This window comes from Rhodococcus sp. IEGM 1318, from assembly GCF_033142465.1.
GTDB lineage: Bacteria > Actinomycetota > Actinomycetes > Mycobacteriales > Mycobacteriaceae > Rhodococcus_F > Rhodococcus_F qingshengii_B.
Genome location: NZ_JAWLSC010000008.1, coordinates 14451 through 35534 on the forward strand (window position 1 = coordinate 14451; position 21084 = coordinate 35534).

Sequence of the window (21084 nt, forward strand, 5' to 3'; positions counted from 1 at the left end):
CCGACAACGCGTTTCAGTGGCCGGCGCGCTTGCGGCGGCTTCTAGCCGCGTGGGCGGCGTTTGGTCAGGGCAACGGGTGACTTCTGCGAGACGGACGTCCAGTATTCTCTGGGTACTAAGTCCCGATTCTTCGGCCCGGAGGACTCCATTGTGATGTGGAATCGCGCGCTTGCCCACTCGATCTTCGCGGCTGCCGGCTCAGTTGTTCTCGCCGCCACAGTCGCTGGTGTTCACGCTGCTCCGGTAGCGGCGAAACAGGCCTCGCGCGTCTTCGACGCTCTGTGCACACCCACCGATGCGGGCCTTTCGGAGCTGTCCGGACTCACCGTCACCGCGGCCGGAATGTACGCAATCGGCGACAGCGGCTCTGACGATCGCGTCGCCCAACTCGATTCGAACTGCCACGTTCAGCGCTGGATCAATGTGGGCACCCCTCGCGTCGATGTCGAGGATCTCTCGTCGGCTCCTGACGGCCATCTGTGGCTGGCAGACATTGGCGACAACAACGCGATGCGAACGTCGATCGGTCTGATCGAACTCGATCCGGCTTCAGGCACTGCAACCTCCTACCCCCTGGTTTATCCGGACGGGGCGCACGACGCCGAGACACTGTTGATCCAGAGCGACGGGCTTCCCGTCATCGTCACCAAGGACTACTTCGGCGCAAGCGTCGTCTACACAACCGCTGAGCGACAGCATGTTCAAGATCTGAGTACGGCATCGCCGACCACGTTGGCCGAAGTGGGCCAGCTGAGGATGACGCCCACCCTCACTTCCGGTGGGCCGGTTCCTCATGCCGGGACGATGGCAGTCACGGGCGGCGCCGTGAGCAAGGACGGCACAGTGGTAGCGCTTCGCACGTACACGGACGTCTACCTGTATTCAGCTCCCGATGGTGATGTCGCGAAAGCGTTGACCACCAAACCGATTCGTGTTCCCCTTCCCGACGAGCCACAAGGTGAAGCGATCGCGTTCGACGCTGCCGGTGATCTGATCAGCGGTTCCGAGGCATACCAAGGGCCGTTGCCGCCGCTGCGAATTCTTCGCGGCGCCAGTGACATCGCACTGTCGGGCGGATCGAGCGGCTCTCTCGGCTCGTAGTCGAAACACGTCCCAGGCAAAGCGATCGGGTGCCGCTATCATGGCCGAGTGAACAAACAACTTCGAGCGACAGTGGCGATCTCGGCAGTTCTCGCGGTGGCTTCGTGCGCGAATTCCGTCGAAGGAACACCTCGTCCTGACGCGTTTGTTCCGAGCGTCGACAATCCGGATCCGTCCGAAGCCATCGACGGAGTTGTCGCGGTCGACTACCCAGCCGCTCAACACGTACGCCCGAACGAACGTGTGGCGTACACACATTCACCGCCCTTCGGCGGGCGTCATGATTCGGTCTGGGCCAACTGCGCCGGAGTTGTTTATCCGCAAGCGATTCGGACCGAGAATGCGGTCCATTCTCTCGAGCACGGAGCTGTGTGGATCACGTACAACCCCGACCTCGTCTCGGGCGAGGATCAGGCCCGCTTGGCGCAGCAAGTCGAGGGCATGAGCTACACATTGATGTCGCCGTACCCGACCCTGGATTCGCCGATCTCGCTGCAGTCATGGGGCCGTCAACTCAAGCTCGACAACGCGGAGGACGCCCGCGTCGATCAATTCCTCTCGGCATTGCGGGTCAATCCGAACACGTATCCCGAAGTGGGCGCGACGTGTTCGGTGCCGGTAACGAGCTTCGACCCGAACAACCCGCCGCCATTCGACCCCACCACTCCGGATCCTTCTTCTCCCACAACGGTTCCGGAGCGCTAGCACCTCACCGATCCCCTGGTCGCAGGAGAGAAAACTACTTGCCTCGCGAACGACGTTCCAGTTCAACTGCCCGGCGCATGGTTTCCCGCGCACGGCTTCGGTCACCGGCGTAGTCGTAGGCGCGAGCGAGTCGGAAGTTCTGCTTCCAGTTGTCCGGATCTGCTTCCCAGTCGACCTTGATCTGGGCGAACAACTCGTCGGCGGCCGCTCGCTCGATCCGACCCGAAGGCAATTTCGGAAGCGAAGAGGCGTCGACAGCCAGGCCTTCGTCGTGGATCTGCTGCGCGAGACGCTGGTGTGTGAACCCCGCACGGAGCGTGGCGATGACGAGCCACAGCCCCAGGAACGGCAGGATCAACACTCCGATCCCGAGACCGATTGCGGCGCCGCCGCCGTCCTGGATCAGCTGGATTCCGCGCTGACCGAGCAGCACGAAGTACACCGCGAGCGCGATACAGATCGCAACGATCAGCGCGAGGGTGCGGGTGGTCTTGTTCATAGATCGAGGAAGGAATCGATACCGACGGTCAGACCCGGATGCGACCCGATCTGACGAACACCGAGCAGAACGCCCGGCGCGAATGAATTCCGGTCGATCGAGTCGTGGCGAATGGTCAGCGTCTCGCCCTGCGTTCCGAGAATCACTTCCTGATGCGCAACCAGGCCGGCCATGCGCACGGAGTGAACCCGGACGCCGTCGACGTCGGCTCCACGCGCACCCTCGAGTTCGGTCGTGGTGGCGTCAGGACTGCGTCCGACGCCTGCTTCCGCGCGAGCCTCGGCAATCATCGCGGCCGTTCGGTATGCGGTGCCCGAAGGCGCGTCGGCCTTGTTGGGATGGTGAAGTTCGATGACCTCGACGGAATCGAAGAAGCGCGCCGCCGCAGCCGAGAAACGCATCAACAGCACCGCGCCGATGGCGAAGTTGGGCGCGATCAGAACACCCGTTGCCGGCTGGGCGTCGAGCCAGGACTGCACAGTCGCGAGCCGGGACTCGTCGAAGCCGGTGGTGCCGATCACAGCGTGAATTCCGTTGGCCACGAGGAATTCCAGATTTCCCATGACGACGTCGGGGTGAGTGAAGTCGACCACTACCTGGGTGCGGGTGTCGACAAACGTCTCGATGCGATCACCGGTGTCGACCTGCGCAACAAGTTCCAGATCGGGAGCAGCCTCCACTGCCTCGCAGATCGCTCGACCGACCTTGCCCTTGGCTCCCAGAACCCCGACCCTGATGGGTGCTGCACTCACGTCTTCCACGCTCCGTCCGATGCATTGTTTGAGGTGAAGCCTACGCAATCGCGCCGATACGCTCACCATCAGTCGGGCAGGAGTCATGTCACCACTGGCACACTGGACGTAGTGAACAACCGTCCGCAAGTCCGCGAAACCGGCAACCTTCGACCACTCGAGTTGGCGACAGGTGCCGTCATGGCCGGATTCACGGTCGCGTTGTCCGTTATCGCCACGGTCATCCCCATGGCCAGCGCCCTCAACCTCGTGGCCGCCGTTCCGATGGGAATCGTTGCCCAGCGCTTTCGCGTCCGTGCGGTGGTGACGGCTGGAGTGTCGGCTACTGCGGTCGCCTTTGTCGCCGCTGGTTCCGGGTCTGCATGGGCGGTGGCATTGTGCGCCCTCCTCGGCGGAATCATCGGCACGGTCAAGCGGCGTGGTCTCGGCTTCGTATCCGCGCTGCTGTCGTCATTTGTCATCGGGCCGGCGCTGGCGTTGTTCTCCATAGTCTTGCTGCTTGTTCTCGCGCCCCTGCGCAACTTGTTGTTGAACTCGCTCGAGAACACCGCGCTGGGTGTGGCCACGATCTTGAAGCGTGCGCCTTCCCTGGTCGGGGCAGCCGAGTGGATCGAGAACAGCATCGGCTCGATCATCGACTACTGGTGGTTGTGGATCGCCGCGTCGATCATCTCCGGGATCGTCCTGAGCACCGTCGTTTCCTATTTTGTCCTCGGTGCCGTCCTCGATCGATTGGCTGCACTCCCCTCGTCCGACCCGCTCGAGACAACACCTGACGACCGTCCGATCGATCCGTTGCCGGTGACTTTCGATCACGTGGGCTTCACCTATCCGGGTGCATCGACGCCGGCCCTCGTTGATGTCAACTTCACCGTCCGACGCGGCGAGTTCGTCACCGTCGTCGGCCACAACGGCTCGGGCAAGTCCACACTCACCCGGTTGCTCGCCGGTCGCGCACCAACCGTCGGGAGCCTGACGAGACCCGGGTCCGCAGGCCTCGGCCGACACGGCGGAACCGCAATTGTCCTGCAGCGACCGGAGAGCCAGATCCTCGGAACCCGCGTCGCGGACGACGTCGTCTGGGGGCTTCCCCCCGAGTCTCATCCCGACGTCGATGCACTGCTGACTGAAGTAGGACTCGCCGGCATGGGTATGCGCGAGACCTCGGGGCTGTCCGGCGGCGAGATGCAACGTCTGGCGGTTGCTGCCGCTCTGGCGCGGCGCCCCGCACTGCTGATCGCGGACGAAGCCACCGCGATGGTCGATCAGGCCGGCCGGGAGGAATTGGTCGCACTCCTCGCCGAACTTCCACGACGCCATCCCATGGCCGTGGTGCTCGTGACCCATCACCACGCTGACACCCGCGCGGCAGATCGGGTGATTCAACTGCAACGCGGACGGCAGATCGACCACCAACCCGGTTGGATGACGTCGACGTTTGCGGGTCCGCCCGCCGCGCCCTGGCCGGCCGGCACCCGACCGGTCCTCCAACTCACCGATGTGACGCACACCTACAACGACCGGACTCCGTGGTCGAGACGGGCACTGTCGGACGTGAACCTGACCATCAGCGACGGGGACGGACTACTGATCCTGGGCGGCAACGGTTCCGGTAAATCGACCCTGGCCTGGACCATGGCCGGCCTGATCACTCCGAGCAAGGGAACCGCAGTCTTCGACGGCAAACCTGTCTCTCGTCAACTTGGCACCGTCGGTCTCACGTTCCAACATTCGAGGCTGCAATTGCAACGCCGAACCGTCGCCGAAGACATCGAGGCCGCCGGCGGTCCGGAGATCGGATCCGTACAAGTGTCCTGGGCGCTCGACGCCGTCGGACTCGACCGCCACATCGCCGGCCGCAGTATCGACGAGTTGAGCGGCGGGCAGATGCGACGCGTCGTGCTGGCCGGTCTCCTCGTCCGCCAACCCCGAGTGCTCATTCTCGACGAACCTCTCGCCGGTCTCGATCCGCCCGGCCGCCACGAAATCCTGAACGTACTCAGGTGGATTCGACGGAACGGAACCGCAGTTGTCGTCATCTCCCATGACGTCGACGGCATGGATGCCGTGTGCAGCAGAACGATTCGACTGTCGCAGGGTCGCATACTCGATCCGGCCGCCGGCGCAGCTTTGGAAGGATCGACAACGTGACCACCCTCTTGCGTGAAGTTCCGACTTCTTCTCCGGTCCATCGACTGTGGGCCGGAACGAAGATCGTGGCCGTCGTACTCGTCAGCATCGTGGTGGTTGTGACACCGTCCTGGCCGACGATCGGCGTCGTGCTCGGACTGCTGCTGCTGACCGCGGTGATCGGACGCATCCCCCCGACAGCAGTTCCCCACCCTCCGTGGTGGTTGTGGGCGCTTATTCTGCTCGGCGCATTGATCAACCTTCCGATCGGCCTCGACGCGGTGTTCCTGTACCTGCAAGCCGTGACCTTCGGCCTCGTACTGCTTTGCGTCTCACTGATGTTGGCGTGGACCACGTCGATGAGCGATGTGGCGCCCGCCTTGGCCACACTGGGCCGACCGCTTCGATTCTTCAAGATTCCCGTCGACGAGTGGGCCATAGCGACAGCCCTTTGCATTCGTTCGCTTCCGCTGCTGATCGACGAGATGCTCACGCTCGTTGCGGCACGGCGACTCCGTCCGAAAGCTGTGGTGAACAGTGCTGCCGACAACTCGATAGTCGACCTGATCACCACAACCATGTCGGTGGCAATTCGGCGATCTGCCGAAATGGGCGAAGCGATCTCCGCTCGCGGGGGCACAGGATTGATCGCGGCGTACCCCAAGCGTCCTCAACTGGCCGACCTGCTCGCCTTGGTCGTCGTCATTGTTGCGTGCGCCGGCGCGGTCGCTTTGACGATAACTCTGCGCTGACCGGGTCACTTTTCATCGAACCCACCTGGGCGATGATCGCGGAACCCATCCAGCGTCGTAGGTATCGCCGCAGTTCCTCGTCGCTTCGCGCTGGGTCGCCGGGCGCGAGGAAAAACGACTGCATAGTCCGCAGGACATATTCGACCAGTTCCTGAAGCGACGCGTCGTCGTATCCGTAACTCAGCCAGTCCACGTCGAAGCGGGTGATCATCGCCATTCCGAAGGCTTGCGCCTCCTGAGAGGTCAGACCTTCGGGGTGAAGACTCGAATTCGTGCTTGTGAGCAGGATGCCGAGATGGGGCGTTCGATGGACCTGGGTCAGTGTGTAGACGACACCCTCGGTCATCGCCTCGACGGGGTCTTCGATGCCGCTCACGTACGTGGTCAGTCGATCGAGATAGCCGTCGACCGACGCGATCGCAGCTGCCCTCATCAGAGCGTCGGCACTGGGGAAGTATCGATACACGGTCTGCCGGATCACGCCCAGTGACTCGGCGACGTCGCCGATGCTGATTTCCGAACTCGTCCGTCCGATCAGCTCGACCGCGGCCTCGACAATGCGACGAGACGCATCGTCGTCACTGTCCGGCGGATTGCCACCCCACCCACGCCTTCGTGCCACTGCCCACTTCCTCGCTCGAACGAGGCTCGAACCATATCTTTGCGCTCGAAGTCCAAGAGCCACAGGCTAACACAGGCGAGTTTTGCAGCCGGACCACTCGAATTTCCCTCCGTCGACGAAAGTGAACATACAACTGCACACCAATATGTATGATTACCACCACACGTGGCTTCCAGTGCCAGAGCGGCCACCTGACCAGCCCCTCCGAAAGACGAGGTTCGACAAGTGACCAACCTTCAGCCCCGAAAGATGGATTTCGGATTCGAGGATCATGACGTTCCCTTCCTGTGGAACCCGGAGAACCCGGCCTGGTCGAGCATGTCCAACGCGGTCTCGTTCCTGGCCATCGGTTTCGAGAAGATGATCGTGAAGATGATCATGCAGACCAAGTCGCGGATCAGCGATCCTGAGGTTGCCGAGGAAGCCGTGGCGTTCATGCGTCAGGAAGGCCATCACTCGACCGCGCACCGCCAGCATGTGAAGGCTCTGATCAGGCGCTACCCCGGACTACAGAACACGCTCGACGCCGTGATCGGTGAATTCGATCTGCTGACCGAGGCGACCTCGCTGAACTACCGGCTTGCATACACCGCGGATCTGGAGGCGACCTTCACGCCGGTGTTCAAGCTGATGCTCGACAACGAGGCGACCTTGTTCCGCCCGGGAGACGACCGTGTCGCGTCGCTGTTCATCTGGCACTTCGTTGAGGAGGTCGAGCATCGCAGCTCGGCTCTGATCATCTTCAATTCCGTTGTCGGAAGCGAGCTTTACCGGATGCGGATGGCACCGTCGATCTTCGCGCACGTAATGAAGGTGATTCGCATCGCCTGCGCAGGCTTCAACCAGCACGTTCCGCTTTCCGAACGGCAAGTCGACTCACTGTCGATGTTCGCCACCCACCGCACCAAGCAGAAGATTCTGACGTCGTTCGCTCCGTATCTGACCAAGGGCACGATGCCTCGCGCCTTCGATCACCTTCAACTCGGAGAACAACTCGTCGCACTCGGCGGTGTCTTCCGCAGCCAGATGCCCAATCACAACCCGGACCTCGAGAAACTCCCCGCACTCGCCGACCAGTGGTTCAAGCGTTACGACGACGGCTACGACTGCACACGCTGGTACACCGCCGAATCTCAGGCACAAGAGTCGATCACGTCAGGGGCCAACTGATGGCAGAGCACTGCTCCCCCACGTTTGCCCAGCTCGCAACAGAACTCGGTTTCTCCTGCCAGGAAGCAGGTGGACTCGTCGAGTTCCGCAACCCGGCGGCGCTGGAGAACTGGACCCTGCCCGTCCTCGAATGGACGATCATCGTCGGCTCGGTGCTAGCGCTGGTCCTGGCGATCGTGCGGTTGCGCCGCAACGGCGACCCCACCAACCTCGTTCTCTGGTTCGGCGCCACCGCCTACCTGTTCATCATCGAGCCTCCGCTGTACTTCCCGGCGGCGTTCGGCATCGAAGAACAAGTGGACACGATGTTCGCGCACAACGTGTTCACCGTCGACTTCATGTGGGGTCGACTGCCGCTGTACATCGTTGCCATCTATCCACTGATGGCAACATTGGCCTTCGAAATAGTCAGAATGCTCGGCGTTTTCCGCAAATACGGTCCACTACTGGGCGCAGTCTGCGTCGGCTTCGTCCACCATGCGTTCTACGAAATCTTCGACCACCTCGGACCCCAGTTGAGATGGTGGGAGTGGTCGACGTCGAACCCGATCAACCAGCCCATGTTCGACGCGGTTCCACTCCCCAGCGTGGTCGTCTTCGCCGCACTGTGGCCCATGTCGCTGGCATTCTGCGTCCAGTACTTCGTCGGACGGCACGTCGATGCCGGCAAGCACTTCTCCGGACTTCAATTGGTATGGCGCACCATCGTGATCGGCCTTCTGGCGTCACTGGGAACGTTCATCCTCCCGCTCCCGGCGACGGTCTTCGGAATGGGCAGCGACGCCGTTCGCGGGTTCCTCTACGCGGCGGAACTTGCCGTCCTCACGGTGGTCGCCATCGTGATTCTCGTCCGCCAATGGACGCACCTGCGCTCGGCAGAATCGAACGCTCCTGCCCACACCAACAAGTTCGTCCAGATTTACAGCGTGGTGTACCTGGTTGTCATGGCCGTACTGTGGGCGAGTGCGCTTCCCGACTTCTTCGAAGCAGTCGACGGTTCCACCAGCGCGGGAGATCCCATCGGAAACCTCTGGTACACAGTGGCCTGCTTCGTTTTCGCTATCCTGTGCGTGAGCGCAACTTTCACCATTCCGAAGCGGAACTCCGGCGCCGACGACGCTGAACTTCTCAGCGCAAACTCAGCGACTCCCGCTACCTAGGTCGACCGGGACGAGACCTCTCGGGTCTCGTCCCGGTTTCTCGGGGTCACGGCGCCTCAGGGGGTCAAGGCATCACGGGACGCGGTGAGTCCACTCTTCGGTGCTGAATTTCGTCTCCACCAGCTTGCGCGCCTGCTCCAACTCCGAGTCCGTGTAATCGCTGTCGCGGGTGTCGTGTTGGCCTCGGAAGTGTTCCGCAAACGACTCCAGGATTGCTGCACGCGTCATTCCGGTCTGCGAACGCAGCGGATCGACGCGCTTGGCCGCGCTCTTGGTTCCCTTGTCCGACATCTTCTCTCGTCCGATCCGCAGCACCTGCGTCATCTTCTCCGCATCGATGTCGTAGGCCATGGTCACATGATGGAGCACGGTGCCGGACGCGAAACGCTTCTGAGCGGCGCCGGCGATCTTGCCCTTGTCCGAGGCGATGTCGTTGAGCGGCACGTACCGAGCGTTGATACCGACCTCGGCAAGCGCTCCCATGACCCACTGATCGAGAAACGCGTAGGACTGCTCGAAACTCAATCCCTCGACCAACGACGCCGGCACTGCCAACGAGTACGTGATGCAGTTGCCCGGTTCCATGAACATCGCGCCGCCACCGGAGATTCGGCGCACCACCCCGATGCCGTGCCGCGCAGCCGCCTCGGAGTCGACCTCGTTACGCACGGACTGGAACGATCCGATCACGACCAAGGGCGAGTCCCAGTCCCAGAATCGCAATGTCGGCGGACGCTCACCCGATGCGACCTCACGCGCGATGACCTCGTCCAGCGCGACGTGCATCGCGGGATCGAGAACCACCGGCGGGATGAGGTCGAAAGTATGATCCGCCCAGCTCGTGGCGTGGCCGAGTGCGCGCCGGATCGCGATACCGACCGACTGCGGCGTGAAGCCGATCATCGAGACGGACTCGTCGAGTGCAATGGAGATGGCATGCGCCAACTGTTCTGCATCCGAGTTGGCGGGCATTCCGCGCAACGCCGCGTTGATGTCGTCGAGCGCGCTGTCGGGCTCGAGGAAGAAGTCCCCCGAGACTGCGACTTCGGCCAGCCGACCGTCCGCCACCTCGACGTCGACCGCGACCAGTTTTCCACCAGGAACCTTGTACTCTCCACGCATTCGTCCAGCCTATCCCTGCGGGATTCTCTGCGGTGAGCGCCTTCGAAGATCACACCGCGTGCGCAGTGCGCATCGGTTCGGCCGGAAGGGCGATCAGGCACTCACACCTGTAAGTCGCTGCGGGGCTGCATGATCGCGACGCGAGGACAGCACGTGTCGGACTCTACCCATAAGGTCGACCGATGCCTCTTCTTCTGCTCTCCCTCGGCATCGGCGCCGTCCAAGACTTCATCTCCACCCACGTCGACCGGGTTCCCGGCGAGATCGATATCGGCTACATCAACGATGCATCGCTCCCCTACTCGGGTGAAGAATTCGTCGCCGCCGAACGCGAGCAACTCGCTGCGCTCGGATACTCCCTGACCGACATCACTGCCGGTGACCACGACCAAGCAGGTACGTTCCGATCCGTCCTCGACGAACTCGATGCCGTCTACGTCGCCGGCGGCAACACCTTCGTGCTCATGTCCGCGTTTGGCCGTAACGGCACCGGCAACGTACTCGTCGAGAACGATTCACCAATTCTGATTGCCTCGCCGTGACCTCCCGCTTCTTCCGACAGGCGAGATGATCGCCGGGGTGGGAGGATTACCGCAACGAGCCAACTCTCCAGCGAGTCACAACGGAGGTAGACATGAAGGTCCCGGCGTTCCACTCGATGGAACCTTCGGACCTCGACGTCTATCACGACAACGAAAGCTGCATCTTGGCCGCGCGCATCGCAGTACCCCATCGTGCCCCCGGGGTCGACGGCCGACCGTGGTGCACTGCCTGCGCGTCTTTGGACTGATGAGCAACCACCAGCTCACTCACACCCACGTCGCCGATTCGGGGACAACTCCGTTGGCCCGAGCATTCGCATCGATGACTGCGCGGAGCCACACGGTCAGACCGGTCTCGACCGTGTCGTAGAACTCAGAGAAGCCCGGATCGGCAACGTACATCCGTCCCAGACACACATGCATCGAATGTGTGCAGTCGAAGTAGACGGCGATCGACGCTCGGTGTCGTTCTGCCATCGAATTCGCCTCGGTGCTTCCCGGTTCGACACCGGACCGGTACGCCAGCGCCAGGTCTTCGTTGAGCATCTCGACGCACTCGGCAATCTTCTGCCAATCCTCAGCGGTCCTACCTGCCGACCGTTCCGCGTGCTGCGCCCACTGCGCACTGTCACCCCAACGCTCGTTCGCCTCCGGCCCCCATGACGGCTGCCAGTGTCGGCCGAAGATCGACACCTGCTCGTGTGCCGGCAAGAGCACACCCGACTTCCTGGCATCGATGATGCGATCCAAGGACTCGCCCAGTTCCTCCAAGTCGGCTATCCGTTGCCGCAACTCGACGCGCTGCCCACGCAGCGTCTCGTCCACGTGGGCTGCGGGCGCATCGAGCAATACCCCGACCTCGTCGAGCGACAAGCCCACGTCACGGTAGACAAGCACCCGGCCGATGCGGCCGAGGTCCGCGTCGGTGTACAGCCGGTAGCCCCCGTCACTGCGCCCGGACGGGCGCACCAAACCGATCGCGTCCCAATGATGAAGGGTGCGTACGGTTATGCCAAGTCGCGATGCGGCAGCACCAACAGTAAGAGCACTGTCTGCGTCGTCTCCGAAGAGTTGGTCCGTCACGACATCCAGTCTGACAGACGCGGTGCGGGCAGCCACAGCGTCAGGCCGCTGCTCAGTCGTCGGATCCGTCAATTCCCATACCTCGCAGATGCTCGGCCTCGGCACTGTTCCGGTCGTATGGACGAGCGGCCGTCATGATCACGCGCGCATTCTCCGGTGTCACGATCTCCAACTCCAGTGAATTCCACGGCTTCAGGTGTGGACCCCTGGTGCATCCGGACCGCAGTTCCTCACACGCCTTTGCTATCTGGTCGATCTGACTCAGCACACACGCAAAGCTCACGCTGATGGACAGCGGTGAATCTGCTCGCTCACTTGGTGCGAGCAGAACGTCTTGAAATGCCCAGCGTCGCAAGTGCGTCAGTCGATCAGGCACCGAAAAGAGATCGAAGAAACCGAGCCCCCGGATCCAGAAGTCTGCCGATTCGGCCAGATCCGAAGTCGGAATCGACACGAACATCGGCATACCGTAGAGACCTCGGAACTGTTCCGGAGGCACGGCATCGGTTGCAGGTACGGGGACGGGGCTGATGTCGAAAGCTGGGTAGGTATCGGCCATGAAGTCATCGTGGGCCCTCACGCCACGTCAGGGTCAAATCGTGTGAACTCAGATCGAACCAGATTGCGCGATCACTCCTCGCCGGCGAATACACCGTCGTCTGCGAATACACGTTGAGCAAAGCGTTCGCCGATGAGACGGTGCGTCGCAGCGTCCGGATGGAGCTGATCGGGAAGCGGCAACTCTGCGTTCTCGGCCGCACCGTAGAGATCGCACCCGTCGACGTAATGCAGATTGGGATCATCCGCCGATCGCTGGGTTACGATGCGCGCCAACTCTTCCCGAATAGAGCGCAGCGTCAGCTTTCCGGCTGCGCGCTCGGCGGGATCTCCGGTGGCAACGAATCGCATTTCGCCTCTGGCAAGCGCGTCTAAATCGAAAGCACCAGGTCCCGGCGTGTCCTCGTGAATCGGGCAATAGACAGGCGAGACGACCAACAGTGGAGCCGCTGGATGGCCGTCGCGGACCGTGTCGAGGAAGCCGTGCATTGCCGACGTGAAGGCCCGCAGGCGCATCACGTCGGAGTTGACCAGATTGATGCCCATCTTGATGCTGATCAGGTCCGCTGCGGTGTCTCGCATCGCGCGGGCGGTGTACTGGTCCAACAGAGCGCTGCCGCTGAACCCGAGGTTGATCAGATCCACGCCGCCGAGGGAGGCTGCGAGAGCAGGCCAAGTGCCGGAGGGACTTTCAGCGCCGGAGCCTTGACTGATCGAGCTTCCGTGATGGAGCCACACGCGACGCTTCGTCTCGTCCGCGAGTTCGAGTGGGGCGTCGGTCCGCAATGCGACAAGTTCGGTGGTTTCGTTGTGCGGCAACCAGATCTCGACAGCCTTTGATCGCGCAGGCAGGCCCGCGAAACGGATGGTGCTGACGGGCCCGGACTGTCGCTGAGCGGTACCGGTCGCCATGTCGATCGTCACCGTGTTGCCGCCCCCAGCGATTGCGTGCCCGGCTGGTTCGCCGTCGACGATCAGGTCGTACACCCCTTGTGGTCGTGGTGGGGCACCGATGTAGATCATTTTCGTGGGCAAAGTGTCGAGTTCGATGGCCGTAGCGCTGGTTTGGAACACCAGCCGCACGCCGGACGGTTGTGATTGCGCCATTGCCATCTGCCCGTCAGCGAATTGTGTGCGAGCCCTGGCGGGCAGACGGTGTGTCAGCACACCGCGTTCGGTCCGCTCGAGTTCTAGGGCTCCGCGCACGATGTCCTCGGAAATTGCGGTAGTAATCCAACTGCTCTGGCTGTTCATCTCATTCACCTGTATATAGGTTGCGAAAATCTTAACTACAGCACACAGTAATTTGCCTATACTATTTAGGCAAGCGGTTTAACTTCTCGACGAACAGGACCAACGGACATGCCTCGCGCAGGACTGACACCCGAACGCCTCGCCATGGCGGGCGCCGAATTGGCCGACGAGATGGGATTCGACCAGGTGACCGTGTCGGCAGTCGCCAGAGCGTTCGACGTCAAGGTTGCAAGCCTGTACTCCCACGTGAAGAGTTCACACGATCTCAAAACCAGAATCGCACTGCTTGCCTTGGAAGAGATGGCCGACCAGGCTTCCGACGCCGTTGCGGGCCGGTCCGGCCGCGACGCCTTGACCGCCTTCGCGAACGTGTACCGCGACTACGCAAGGGCACACCCCGGGCGGTACGCCGCGTCACAGATGCGCCTCACCCCGGAGGCCGCGGCCGCGAGCGCGGGCGTCAGACACTCACAGATGATGCGATCAATTCTGCGCGGGTACAACCTAACCGATCTCGATCAGACCCACGCAGTTCGATTGCTGGGCAGCGTTTTCCATGGGTACGCCAGCCTCGAGTTAGGTGGATCGTTCAGCCACAGCGCACCGGACAGCGCCGAAAGCTGGTCCAGGATCCTCGCGGCACTCGATTCGATGCTGACCAATTGGCCAGCGTCGAGTCCATGATCAGGCGTGCCTTTTGCGAGCAAAGTTCTTGCGCCACTTGGTGATCACACACGGCCAAGAACCCTCGGGCCCGCCACAGGAGCTGTGCCACACAATTGCGCATGCGCGCAATCATTAGTCGCACTGGGACAGCAGAGGGTCCGAGTAGGCAAGAGGCCGAGGTGTGTGGCTCCCCTAGAGGAGAAGCTTGGCGCGCAGAGTGTCGATAGTGCCCTGGTCGACGCCGAGGCCCTCCCGTACGTAAGTATCCATACCGCCGTAGAGCCGGTCCACCTGTGCATACGCCGCATCGAGCCACGACAGGTCCACCGCGTCGTCCCGGCCCAGGTACGTGTTCGACGCCATGAAGTCGGCACTGATGACCTCACGCGGGACACCGAGGATGGTCAGCAGGATCGCGGTACCCCAACCGGTGCGGTCCTTCCCTGCGCTGCAGTGGTAGACGGTTGCGCCGTCGGAGTTGTTCGCGATCGCCGTCAGCAGATCATGGAAGGCGACATCGGAGCCACGGTAGTTGACCATGAACGGGTAGCCGATGCTCTGGCCGATGTTCGAGGTTCCGTTGACCGCGCCGTCGATCAACGCGCGACCGAGGGTCAGGGGAACGAACTCGTGGAACGCGATGCCGTGTTCGATACTGACGACGTCGGCGACCTGGTAGGTGACCCCGACGGGGATCCGATCGGGACCCTCCGCGCGTTCGGAGGCGTTGCGCAGGTCGACGTCGAGGGTCAGGTTCGCGGCGGTGAGTTTTGCCAGATCAGTCTCATTGAGCGAGCTGAGCTTGTTGGAACGGAACACCAGGCCTGACCGGACGGTCCTACCCTCGGTAGTCCGATAGCCGCCGATGTCGCGGAAGTTCCGCGCCTCGTCGAGCCTGATCTCGGCCGCGGACGGCGGTGGGATCTCCGGCAGCGGCGGTTGCTCCCCGGAAGATCCGAACTGACTCGAACCCAATTGCAGGTCGCCGCTCGAGGCGGAGGCGAGTGTGGGGCCGGTCAGGGCCGCACCCACCGCAACCAGCGCAGCGAGGGCGATTCCGAGAGGGCGCGCCCCTCGGCGGCGCGCGTAAGCAGTCGTCATCCTCGTTCCCTCGCTAGCTGTGCGGGACGACCCGCGCCCCCGCAAACTCACGTGCGAGATTACAAGGGTGGCGCGCTCCTCGTCCCGACTTTGCCCCAGAAACCGGACATGTGTTCAGGTGCCCGGACAGCCGCCATCATGCAGGAAGAAACTCTTGCCCGTCACTGCGGCGCCATCGACCACGCCGGACCCGCTCGATCGACAGACCGCGGCCGCGGCGGCAACCGTAACTGCACACCGCTGAACAACTTCACTGTCGAGCAACTGCACAAATCTCCACCTCGAGCTGGTATCCGTTGGGACGAAATCAATCTCACGAGCTACCGGCCATCGACCATGACCAGTGCAGGCTGAGGAATGTCGGACGAAGGATCTGCGAGGGCAGCAAGATCGCCGTCGAGTGCGACAAGGTCCGCGCGGCGACCCGGCGCCAGCATCCCTGCCCGTCCTTCATCATGAACTAAGTACGCACTGTCCACAGTCATGGCCTGCACCGCGCGATGTACTCCGATCCGTTGGTGGGAGCCAAGGACGGCCCCGCCCACGGTCAGCCGATTCACCGCGGTCCGAATCGTCTGGAGGGGATCCATCGGAGTTATCGGGCAATCCGAGTGCAGCCCGAATTTCAAGCCGATGTCATCGGCGCACGCCAGCGGGTCCAGGTTGCCGGCCCGCTCAGGACCGAGGAAACGGTCACGGTGACGATCACCCCAATGAAAGACATGGTTGACGAAAAAGCTCACCCCGATCTCCGCATCACGTATCGCCTCGAGATCCGCAGGCCCACTGACCTGGCAATGCTCGATACGGTGCCGCGCTCGACGACCGTCGCTGCAGTGTGCACTTCGCAGAGCCGAGACAGCGGCGGCTACGGCCGCATCGCCGTTGGCGTGCACCGCGACCTGCCCTCCCACGCGGTGGACCTGGAGAACCATGGCGTCGAGTTGCTCCTGAGGATAGAGCAGATCACCGTGATGGTTCGGGCTGCACGTGTATGGGGTCCGCAGAGCTGCGGACAACCCTTGAATGGACCCATCCGCCCAGAATTTGGCGCCGGCCAAACGGAAGCGTGACCCTGGGTCCGGAGTAGCTGCGAAAGCAATGTTCCCTTCCTCCAGTTGCGCGATCTCGAAATCACCCCGAAGGAAGCCAACCGAGTGCACGGGCATCTCGCCCATGGTGTCTAGGGCACGATAGGCGGCTAACTCCTGCATGCCCGCCGACAGGCCGACCCCTAGATCGTGCACGGTCGTGATTCCTCGCGAACGCGCCAGTTCGTGCTTGGCCCCCGAGTTATTGTCAACTAACCATCCCTAAAGGGCCAAGTATAATGCCTGCTTCTCTAGATGGCAGCTTAGGCGTGGCCGCTCTAGACGCGGTTCATCCAGCGGCCCAACCATTTTCATTCTCCAAACCTCAGGGCGGAGCACCACTTCCCTCCAGTGCAATCGCCACCACACAACAAACGGCACCTACCACCCACCTGAGTCGAGCTGCATCATGTAAGGCTGTTCTCGCAACCACAACCAGAGAAAAGAATTCGGAAACACCATGAAACACAGCCCACTTCACCCGCGTGTCAGTGTGATCGTCACACGCGCCGCCTAGGCCGACTCACCAGACAAGGTCATCCGCGTGGACGACACTCAATCCACCGAGGACATCCTCACTCGCTATTACCACGGTGCCAAAATTGACGATCGCGGAGTCTTCGACACCCCCGATGGCGACAGCTACCACTACGATCGAGCGCTCACCGAATAACTATCGAACCGGTATCTACGACCACGATGGGCTGTCACCCAACCCATTTCGTCCCGAACCTGTAAGGGTTCGGGACGAACACATTTATCGATTCCGGAACGGACAGGCCCCGGGACAGGCAGGGACATGCGTTGCGCGGGTTTCGCGCGTCCAAACCTCCGTATTGCTATTGCGTGCCTACGGAATTCACCGCCCACGCGCTAGCCGCCGAAGCTTGGAGCGTCATCTCCCCGCGCCCGCTCAGGATTCCCCGGTAGACCATGCCGCTCCGCGAACGACAACTCCGAACCCTCACCCTCCATAACCATCCCCGAACGACTAGGACTCACAGCAGCATCCCCGACACCCAAAGCCGTCAGATGCGCCCGCAGCATCGCAGCCAATCTCTCGTCCCCCCGACTTTGCTCAACCTCCACACACCTCCGCAACTCACCAGACCCCACTGCATGATCCGAATGACCAGAATCCGATACCGGACACTTCACCTTCAACACCACGACTCCTCCTCTCCACCGACAACCAAGCCCCACCATAGCCCCAAAAACCCATCCCCATCAGCGCAGACAATCACGTGGCAGAACACCAAAACTCAACCGACAAACAGGAATTCCGAGAAATAGCACCCGCCACCAGCTGCAACACACCGCGGGACAAACCACCGCAACAAACACATCGCAAGCACTGTCAACAACCGCGCACACGAACGAATCGATGTTGGCGCACAATGCCACCTGAGATCGATTACGACGTCAACCCAACCTGCGGTTCAAGCTCTCTTGTGTCGCGCGATCGTCCACGGGATCTTCCTGATCCATCTATGGCTGCGATGCGCTACTTTCCGCTGTCGGTCCACTCAATCTCCGCGTCGTGTGGAGCTGGCGCGTCAACTGTTGCGAGGTAGTCGAGGACCATCATTCGGGCGACGTCGAGATCTCGCGTTCCGTATGTCTGCGTGTATCCGTGTCCCTCGATGTGGAGTTCGAGTCCGTTCTGTCGGCGCCAGCCGCGCCACCATGGACCTCTGCAGGTCCATCGGCTCACTGCCACATGTATCGCTGCCATGAACCCAGTCTGGCAGGTCCGGGTCATCGGAATGTGCGACCCGCACCTATCGGCACACCTCTGGGGCATGCTGGTGCAGCGCCGAGTTGCTCGCCCACGCCGCGGTCGGTGAGATGCAGCTCTTGCGTGTGCCTGTGCGACTTGCATGTTCGTGTTCATCCCACAAGGCCAGTGCGCCCTGTCTGTCACAATCATGCGTGCCCATTCCTACAGCGTTCACCCCCCTGCGGAAGTTACGCCGCCGACTCGCTCCGGCTGCCATGATCGGAATCGTGTCCGTCGCGCTCCTCGCGGGCTGCAGCTCCGGAAGCAGCGACGCCGAAGCCTTGGACTGGGACTCCCTCCCGTCCACCTTCCCCACCGAATGCAGCATGTGGACGAATCCGGATCCCGATTCGTTCGCGACGAACACGCCTCCGCCCGCGGAAGTGCAGGTCCGTGCAGCGACCGTCGAACACACCACTGGTGATCGGGTCAAGATCAGCTTGTCGTTTCTGGCTCCGCCTCCCGCGCCGCCCCTTCAGATACCCGGGGTCGGAAGCCAGACGATCGCACAGCCAGGCTCCGTCGACTTCTCGTTTGCGGTGTACCCGAGTGGGATGAACGGACCAAATGACTACGACTTGTTCTTCCAACGAGATACGCAGAACGTCTGGACGGTCAGCGGAGGCCGCACGCTTACCCCAGAACGCGCGAAATCGGGATTCGATCTGGAAAGTGCCGTCGGCACTGTGGATTCAGTCCGTGTGATCGGCAACGACCTCATCGCCGAGGTCGATCTGGCTCAGTTCTCGGCAGTCTTGCGCGAGCCGGTCTTCGCTCCAGACGTTCAGGTCTCGAGCAATCAAGCAATCCCGCGCGATCCATACCGCCCGGCGATAGAAGGCCCCAACGGCGGCCCACCAAAGACCGGCCCGAGCAATATGGGGCTGTTCATGTTCGCAACCCAGAACTGCACCGCCACCGACTCAAGTACTGCTATGGACGGCGGCGCATTCACTAACACGTTCGAGACGGAACCGCGTTCTGCCGCAGTCGATCCCGACCCATTCGCGAACCCGTCGAAAGCAGGGTCGTACCAGTTCACGACCAGCGACGGAAACTTCACCTGCGGGATCAACCTGTCCGGGATCGCAGAAGGCGCAGGATGTCACGGCGCGATCCCCGCGAACGCCGCGTGCACCGTCGGCGGCACGTCCCCCGGCGCTGACTGCACCCCGAACACGATCTTCATCTCCGCCACTTCCAAAGGCATCCAGCAAGCTGAACGGCAGCGGTACACCACCGGCAGCACCGCAACCGTCCTGAACAACAACGAAACTCTCCGCGTCGGTGACTACGCCTGCGTCGTTCGTGATGACACGGTCCAATGCTCCGACAACGCGGGGAGCGAATTCTCCGTCTCGCCGACCTCCGCCACCGTCACCTGAACCAGATTTTGGAGGGAGGTACGAATGACTTCTGGAATCTAGTTCCTATGCGCACTTCTATACGTGCACTCTTAACTCGATGGCAGGAATTTTATGTCGCTATCTATATCTGATGCGCTGGAGTCCTATCCCGACGTCCAGCGGGTCCTGGTCCCAACGCATCCAGGCCGATCATTCGACGTCTACAACACCTACGACCCGCCTGCAGGAACTGAAGAGGTGTCTCAGCATTGGAGCCTAGATACCCTGCCGAGAGATCTCTTCGATTTATGGAGAAGCGCGAGAGAATGCAGACTTCACCACGATAGGGGCTCAGAAAAGGACGGAATCACACTCCTTTCTCCGCCCAAAGCTCGAGAAGTTACGGAACGCGAGCTGGAATTCTGGGATGACGAGGACGGGCGCTTCTTGAAGAATGACATAATAATCGGAACAATGGTGGTCGAGCCAGATTTCATTATATTCGACACAAGAAAAAACGACTTCAATGTTCTGTTAGCTTCAACTCTCGACGGACGTGAGGACTGGCCCGTCGTGGGGCGGAACATTTCCGACTTCTTGCTACGTTATCGTGATTTACCCGGAGAAAACTACTGGCAGCGCTCAATCGTTTGATACACCCCAGGGCGAAGTTGGCTTCCATTTTCGAGGGAATCGTTGGCTTGGCAACGGCGACCCGAGGAAGGGGCGCGGCTCTGCAGGGGAACGGGTGTTGAAGGCTGCAGACGCCGTGAAACACAGCGACTAACTTTCACTTCACGTTCGATATGAACACTGCCGAGTAGCACCTGACAATGACGAGCGCCCGCCTGGCCTTGTGCCTGGCGGGCGTTCTCATGTTCGGGTGGTCGGATCACCAAGCACCGGAGAGGGTTCCTGGCCATGTCAGCTCCATTCGTGCTGAAACTGGAGAGGCGCTACATCCGGTGGCGCGGAGCTCAGGGTCGTACTGGTTTCGGCCACGCCGTCGCGTTCTTTGCCGTTACAGCGGGGTGCGCGATGATGACGGCAATAAAACTGGGAATCGACATGCCCAAACCGTGTGAGAGCGTCGCCGCAACCTTGTCACCTTCGAGCCACGCACTCGGATCGTCTCTGAGGTAGAAGCGGAAATCCGTGTCGTACGGCGGATTCAACGACTCGGTGACAACACCCGGGCCGGTCGTACCGTTCCACATCCACGCCACATACCCCAGGTAACGGCCACTGAGTTCCATCCGAAACGAACCGATCACCCCTGCCGCATAGCCCTTCACCGCGTCCTCGAACCGGCTGAAGGTCACCGACCCGCTCTCGCTATTGCGCTCGGACGCGGTCATCGCAACGTACCCTTTCGCAGTTTTCCTGACACCGCGATACCCGTCGAAGAACCGCCCACCGCTACTGCGAGGCACTTCGGTCACTACGTATCCGTCACCGGAAAATATTGGATCGTTCCATTCCAACCCGAACGCGGCAGGAATGACAGCACGCAGGTAGTCGACGGTCGCCTTGAACTCGGCGACCTCGGCATCGGTCAGCGATCCGGTTCCAAGGAAGTTGTTCTCTTCCGCCTCGAGAAGAGGGTTCCTGGTCATTTCTGCTCCTGGGTAGGTGTGGTCTGAGGATACT

Annotated in this window: 22 protein-coding genes and 1 pseudogene; 12 read left to right on the top strand and 11 right to left on the bottom strand. The window is 61.7% G+C overall.

What is annotated here, in order from left to right:
• Positions 1-153: 153 nt before the first annotated feature.
• Both R4P65_RS18985 and R4P65_RS18990 read left to right on the top strand, forming a co-directional pair.
• The gene (locus tag R4P65_RS18985; RefSeq protein WP_317827915.1) at positions 154-1101 is read left to right on the top strand and encodes a hypothetical protein; all 948 of its coding nucleotides are present in this window, start codon (positions 154-156) and stop codon (positions 1099-1101) included.
• Between the two features lie 48 nt (positions 1102-1149).
• Entirely contained in the window at positions 1150-1806 is a 657-nt protein-coding gene (locus R4P65_RS18990; protein ID WP_317827706.1) for a DUF3105 domain-containing protein, read from the top strand.
• A gap of 34 nt (positions 1807-1840) precedes the next feature.
• Here the strand turns inward: R4P65_RS18990 and R4P65_RS18995 are convergent, their stop codons facing one another.
• The gene (locus R4P65_RS18995; RefSeq protein ID WP_020907483.1) at positions 1841-2305 is read right to left on the bottom strand and encodes a hypothetical protein; all 465 of its coding nucleotides are present in this window, start codon (positions 2303-2305) and stop codon (positions 1841-1843) included.
• Positions 2302-3066, bottom strand: a complete 765-nt coding sequence (dapB, locus tag R4P65_RS19000) for a 4-hydroxy-tetrahydrodipicolinate reductase (RefSeq protein WP_283303887.1) — start codon at positions 3064-3066, stop codon at positions 2302-2304. Before dapB ends, R4P65_RS18995 begins: the two co-directional genes overlap by 4 nt.
• 102 nt (positions 3067-3168) lie before the next feature.
• Between dapB and R4P65_RS19005 the strand changes: the two genes are divergently transcribed.
• Positions 3169-5208, top strand: a complete 2040-nt coding sequence (locus R4P65_RS19005) for an ATP-binding cassette domain-containing protein (RefSeq protein WP_317827707.1) — start codon at positions 3169-3171, stop codon at positions 5206-5208.
• Positions 5205-5939 carry an energy-coupling factor transporter transmembrane component T family protein gene (locus R4P65_RS19010; protein ID WP_230813139.1) on the top strand — a complete coding sequence of 245 codons (735 nt, stop codon included), beginning with the start codon at positions 5205-5207 and terminating at the stop codon, positions 5937-5939. The genes R4P65_RS19005 and R4P65_RS19010 overlap by 4 nt, the downstream gene beginning before the upstream one ends.
• Here R4P65_RS19010 and R4P65_RS19015 read toward each other — a convergent pair.
• Positions 5890-6561, bottom strand: a complete 672-nt coding sequence (locus R4P65_RS19015; protein ID WP_317827708.1) for a TetR/AcrR family transcriptional regulator — start codon at positions 6559-6561, stop codon at positions 5890-5892. The two genes, R4P65_RS19010 and R4P65_RS19015, sit on opposite strands and share 50 nt — an antisense overlap.
• Before the next feature lie 225 nt (positions 6562-6786).
• On the opposite strand from R4P65_RS19015, the gene R4P65_RS19020 reads away from it, so the two are divergent.
• Together R4P65_RS19020 and R4P65_RS19025 are read left to right on the top strand one after the other, a co-directional pair.
• Positions 6787-7731, top strand: coding sequence for a metal-dependent hydrolase (locus tag R4P65_RS19020; RefSeq protein WP_317827709.1), 945 nt, complete (start codon positions 6787-6789; stop codon positions 7729-7731).
• The gene (locus tag R4P65_RS19025) at positions 7731-8891 is read left to right on the top strand and encodes a hypothetical protein (RefSeq protein ID WP_317827710.1); all 1161 of its coding nucleotides are present in this window, start codon (positions 7731-7733) and stop codon (positions 8889-8891) included. The genes R4P65_RS19020 and R4P65_RS19025 overlap by 1 nt, the downstream gene beginning before the upstream one ends.
• Before the next feature lie 72 nt (positions 8892-8963).
• Here the strand turns inward: R4P65_RS19025 and R4P65_RS19030 are convergent, their stop codons facing one another.
• On the bottom strand, positions 8964-10013 hold the full coding sequence (locus R4P65_RS19030) for a biotin/lipoate A/B protein ligase family protein (RefSeq protein ID WP_317827711.1): 1050 nt from the start codon (positions 10011-10013) through the stop codon (positions 8964-8966).
• A gap of 182 nt (positions 10014-10195) precedes the next feature.
• Here R4P65_RS19030 and R4P65_RS19035 point away from each other — a divergent pair, with 182 nt between their 5' ends.
• Together R4P65_RS19035 and R4P65_RS19040 are read left to right on the top strand one after the other, a co-directional pair.
• Complete coding sequence (locus R4P65_RS19035; protein ID WP_317827712.1) at positions 10196-10555, top strand: Type 1 glutamine amidotransferase-like domain-containing protein; 360 nt, start codon at positions 10196-10198, stop codon at positions 10553-10555.
• A gap of 92 nt (positions 10556-10647) precedes the next feature.
• On the top strand, positions 10648-10803 hold the full coding sequence (locus tag R4P65_RS19040; protein ID WP_317827713.1) for a hypothetical protein: 156 nt from the start codon (positions 10648-10650) through the stop codon (positions 10801-10803).
• 19 nt (positions 10804-10822) lie between these two features.
• Here the strand turns inward: R4P65_RS19040 and R4P65_RS19045 are convergent, their stop codons facing one another.
• From R4P65_RS19045 to R4P65_RS19055, 3 genes are all read right to left on the bottom strand, one after another.
• The gene (locus R4P65_RS19045; RefSeq protein ID WP_317827714.1) at positions 10823-11638 is read right to left on the bottom strand and encodes a MerR family transcriptional regulator; all 816 of its coding nucleotides are present in this window, start codon (positions 11636-11638) and stop codon (positions 10823-10825) included.
• Between the two features lie 52 nt (positions 11639-11690).
• Entirely contained in the window at positions 11691-12197 is a 507-nt protein-coding gene (locus R4P65_RS19050; protein ID WP_317827715.1) for a VOC family protein, read from the bottom strand.
• Positions 12198-12268: 71 nt separating this feature from the next.
• Entirely contained in the window at positions 12269-13450 is a 1182-nt protein-coding gene (locus R4P65_RS19055) for a GDSL-type esterase/lipase family protein (RefSeq protein ID WP_317827716.1), read from the bottom strand.
• 108 nt (positions 13451-13558) lie between these two features.
• Here R4P65_RS19055 and R4P65_RS19060 point away from each other — a divergent pair, with 108 nt between their 5' ends.
• Complete coding sequence (locus R4P65_RS19060) at positions 13559-14134, top strand: TetR-like C-terminal domain-containing protein (RefSeq protein ID WP_317827717.1); 576 nt, start codon at positions 13559-13561, stop codon at positions 14132-14134.
• Between the two features lie 174 nt (positions 14135-14308).
• Here the strand turns inward: R4P65_RS19060 and R4P65_RS19065 are convergent, their stop codons facing one another.
• Both R4P65_RS19065 and R4P65_RS19070 read right to left on the bottom strand, forming a co-directional pair.
• A complete protein-coding gene (locus R4P65_RS19065) occupies positions 14309-15217 on the bottom strand; it encodes a tyrosine-protein phosphatase (RefSeq protein WP_317827718.1) in 909 nt (302 codons plus the stop codon).
• A gap of 320 nt (positions 15218-15537) precedes the next feature.
• Positions 15538-16488: pseudogene (locus R4P65_RS19070) on the bottom strand (amidohydrolase); the annotation flags it as partial.
• A gap of 364 nt (positions 16489-16852) precedes the next feature.
• Here R4P65_RS19070 and R4P65_RS19075 point away from each other — a divergent pair.
• Positions 16853-16981 carry a hypothetical protein gene (locus R4P65_RS19075; RefSeq protein ID WP_317827719.1) on the top strand — a complete coding sequence of 43 codons (129 nt, stop codon included), beginning with the start codon at positions 16853-16855 and terminating at the stop codon, positions 16979-16981.
• A gap of 831 nt (positions 16982-17812) precedes the next feature.
• Here the strand turns inward: R4P65_RS19075 and R4P65_RS19080 are convergent.
• Positions 17813-18043 carry a hypothetical protein gene (locus R4P65_RS19080; protein WP_317827720.1) on the bottom strand — a complete coding sequence of 77 codons (231 nt, stop codon included), beginning with the start codon at positions 18041-18043 and terminating at the stop codon, positions 17813-17815.
• Positions 18044-18315: 272 nt separating this feature from the next.
• Between R4P65_RS19080 and R4P65_RS19085 the strand changes: the two genes are divergently transcribed.
• The gene (locus R4P65_RS19085; protein WP_317827721.1) at positions 18316-19473 is read left to right on the top strand and encodes a hypothetical protein; all 1158 of its coding nucleotides are present in this window, start codon (positions 18316-18318) and stop codon (positions 19471-19473) included.
• Positions 19474-19566: 93 nt separating this feature from the next.
• Complete coding sequence (locus R4P65_RS19090; protein ID WP_317827722.1) at positions 19567-20088, top strand: hypothetical protein; 522 nt, start codon at positions 19567-19569, stop codon at positions 20086-20088.
• A gap of 323 nt (positions 20089-20411) precedes the next feature.
• On the opposite strand, the gene R4P65_RS19095 is transcribed toward R4P65_RS19090, so the two are convergent.
• The gene (locus tag R4P65_RS19095; protein ID WP_317827723.1) at positions 20412-21050 is read right to left on the bottom strand and encodes a hypothetical protein; all 639 of its coding nucleotides are present in this window, start codon (positions 21048-21050) and stop codon (positions 20412-20414) included.
• Positions 21051-21084: the final 34 nt, after the last annotated feature.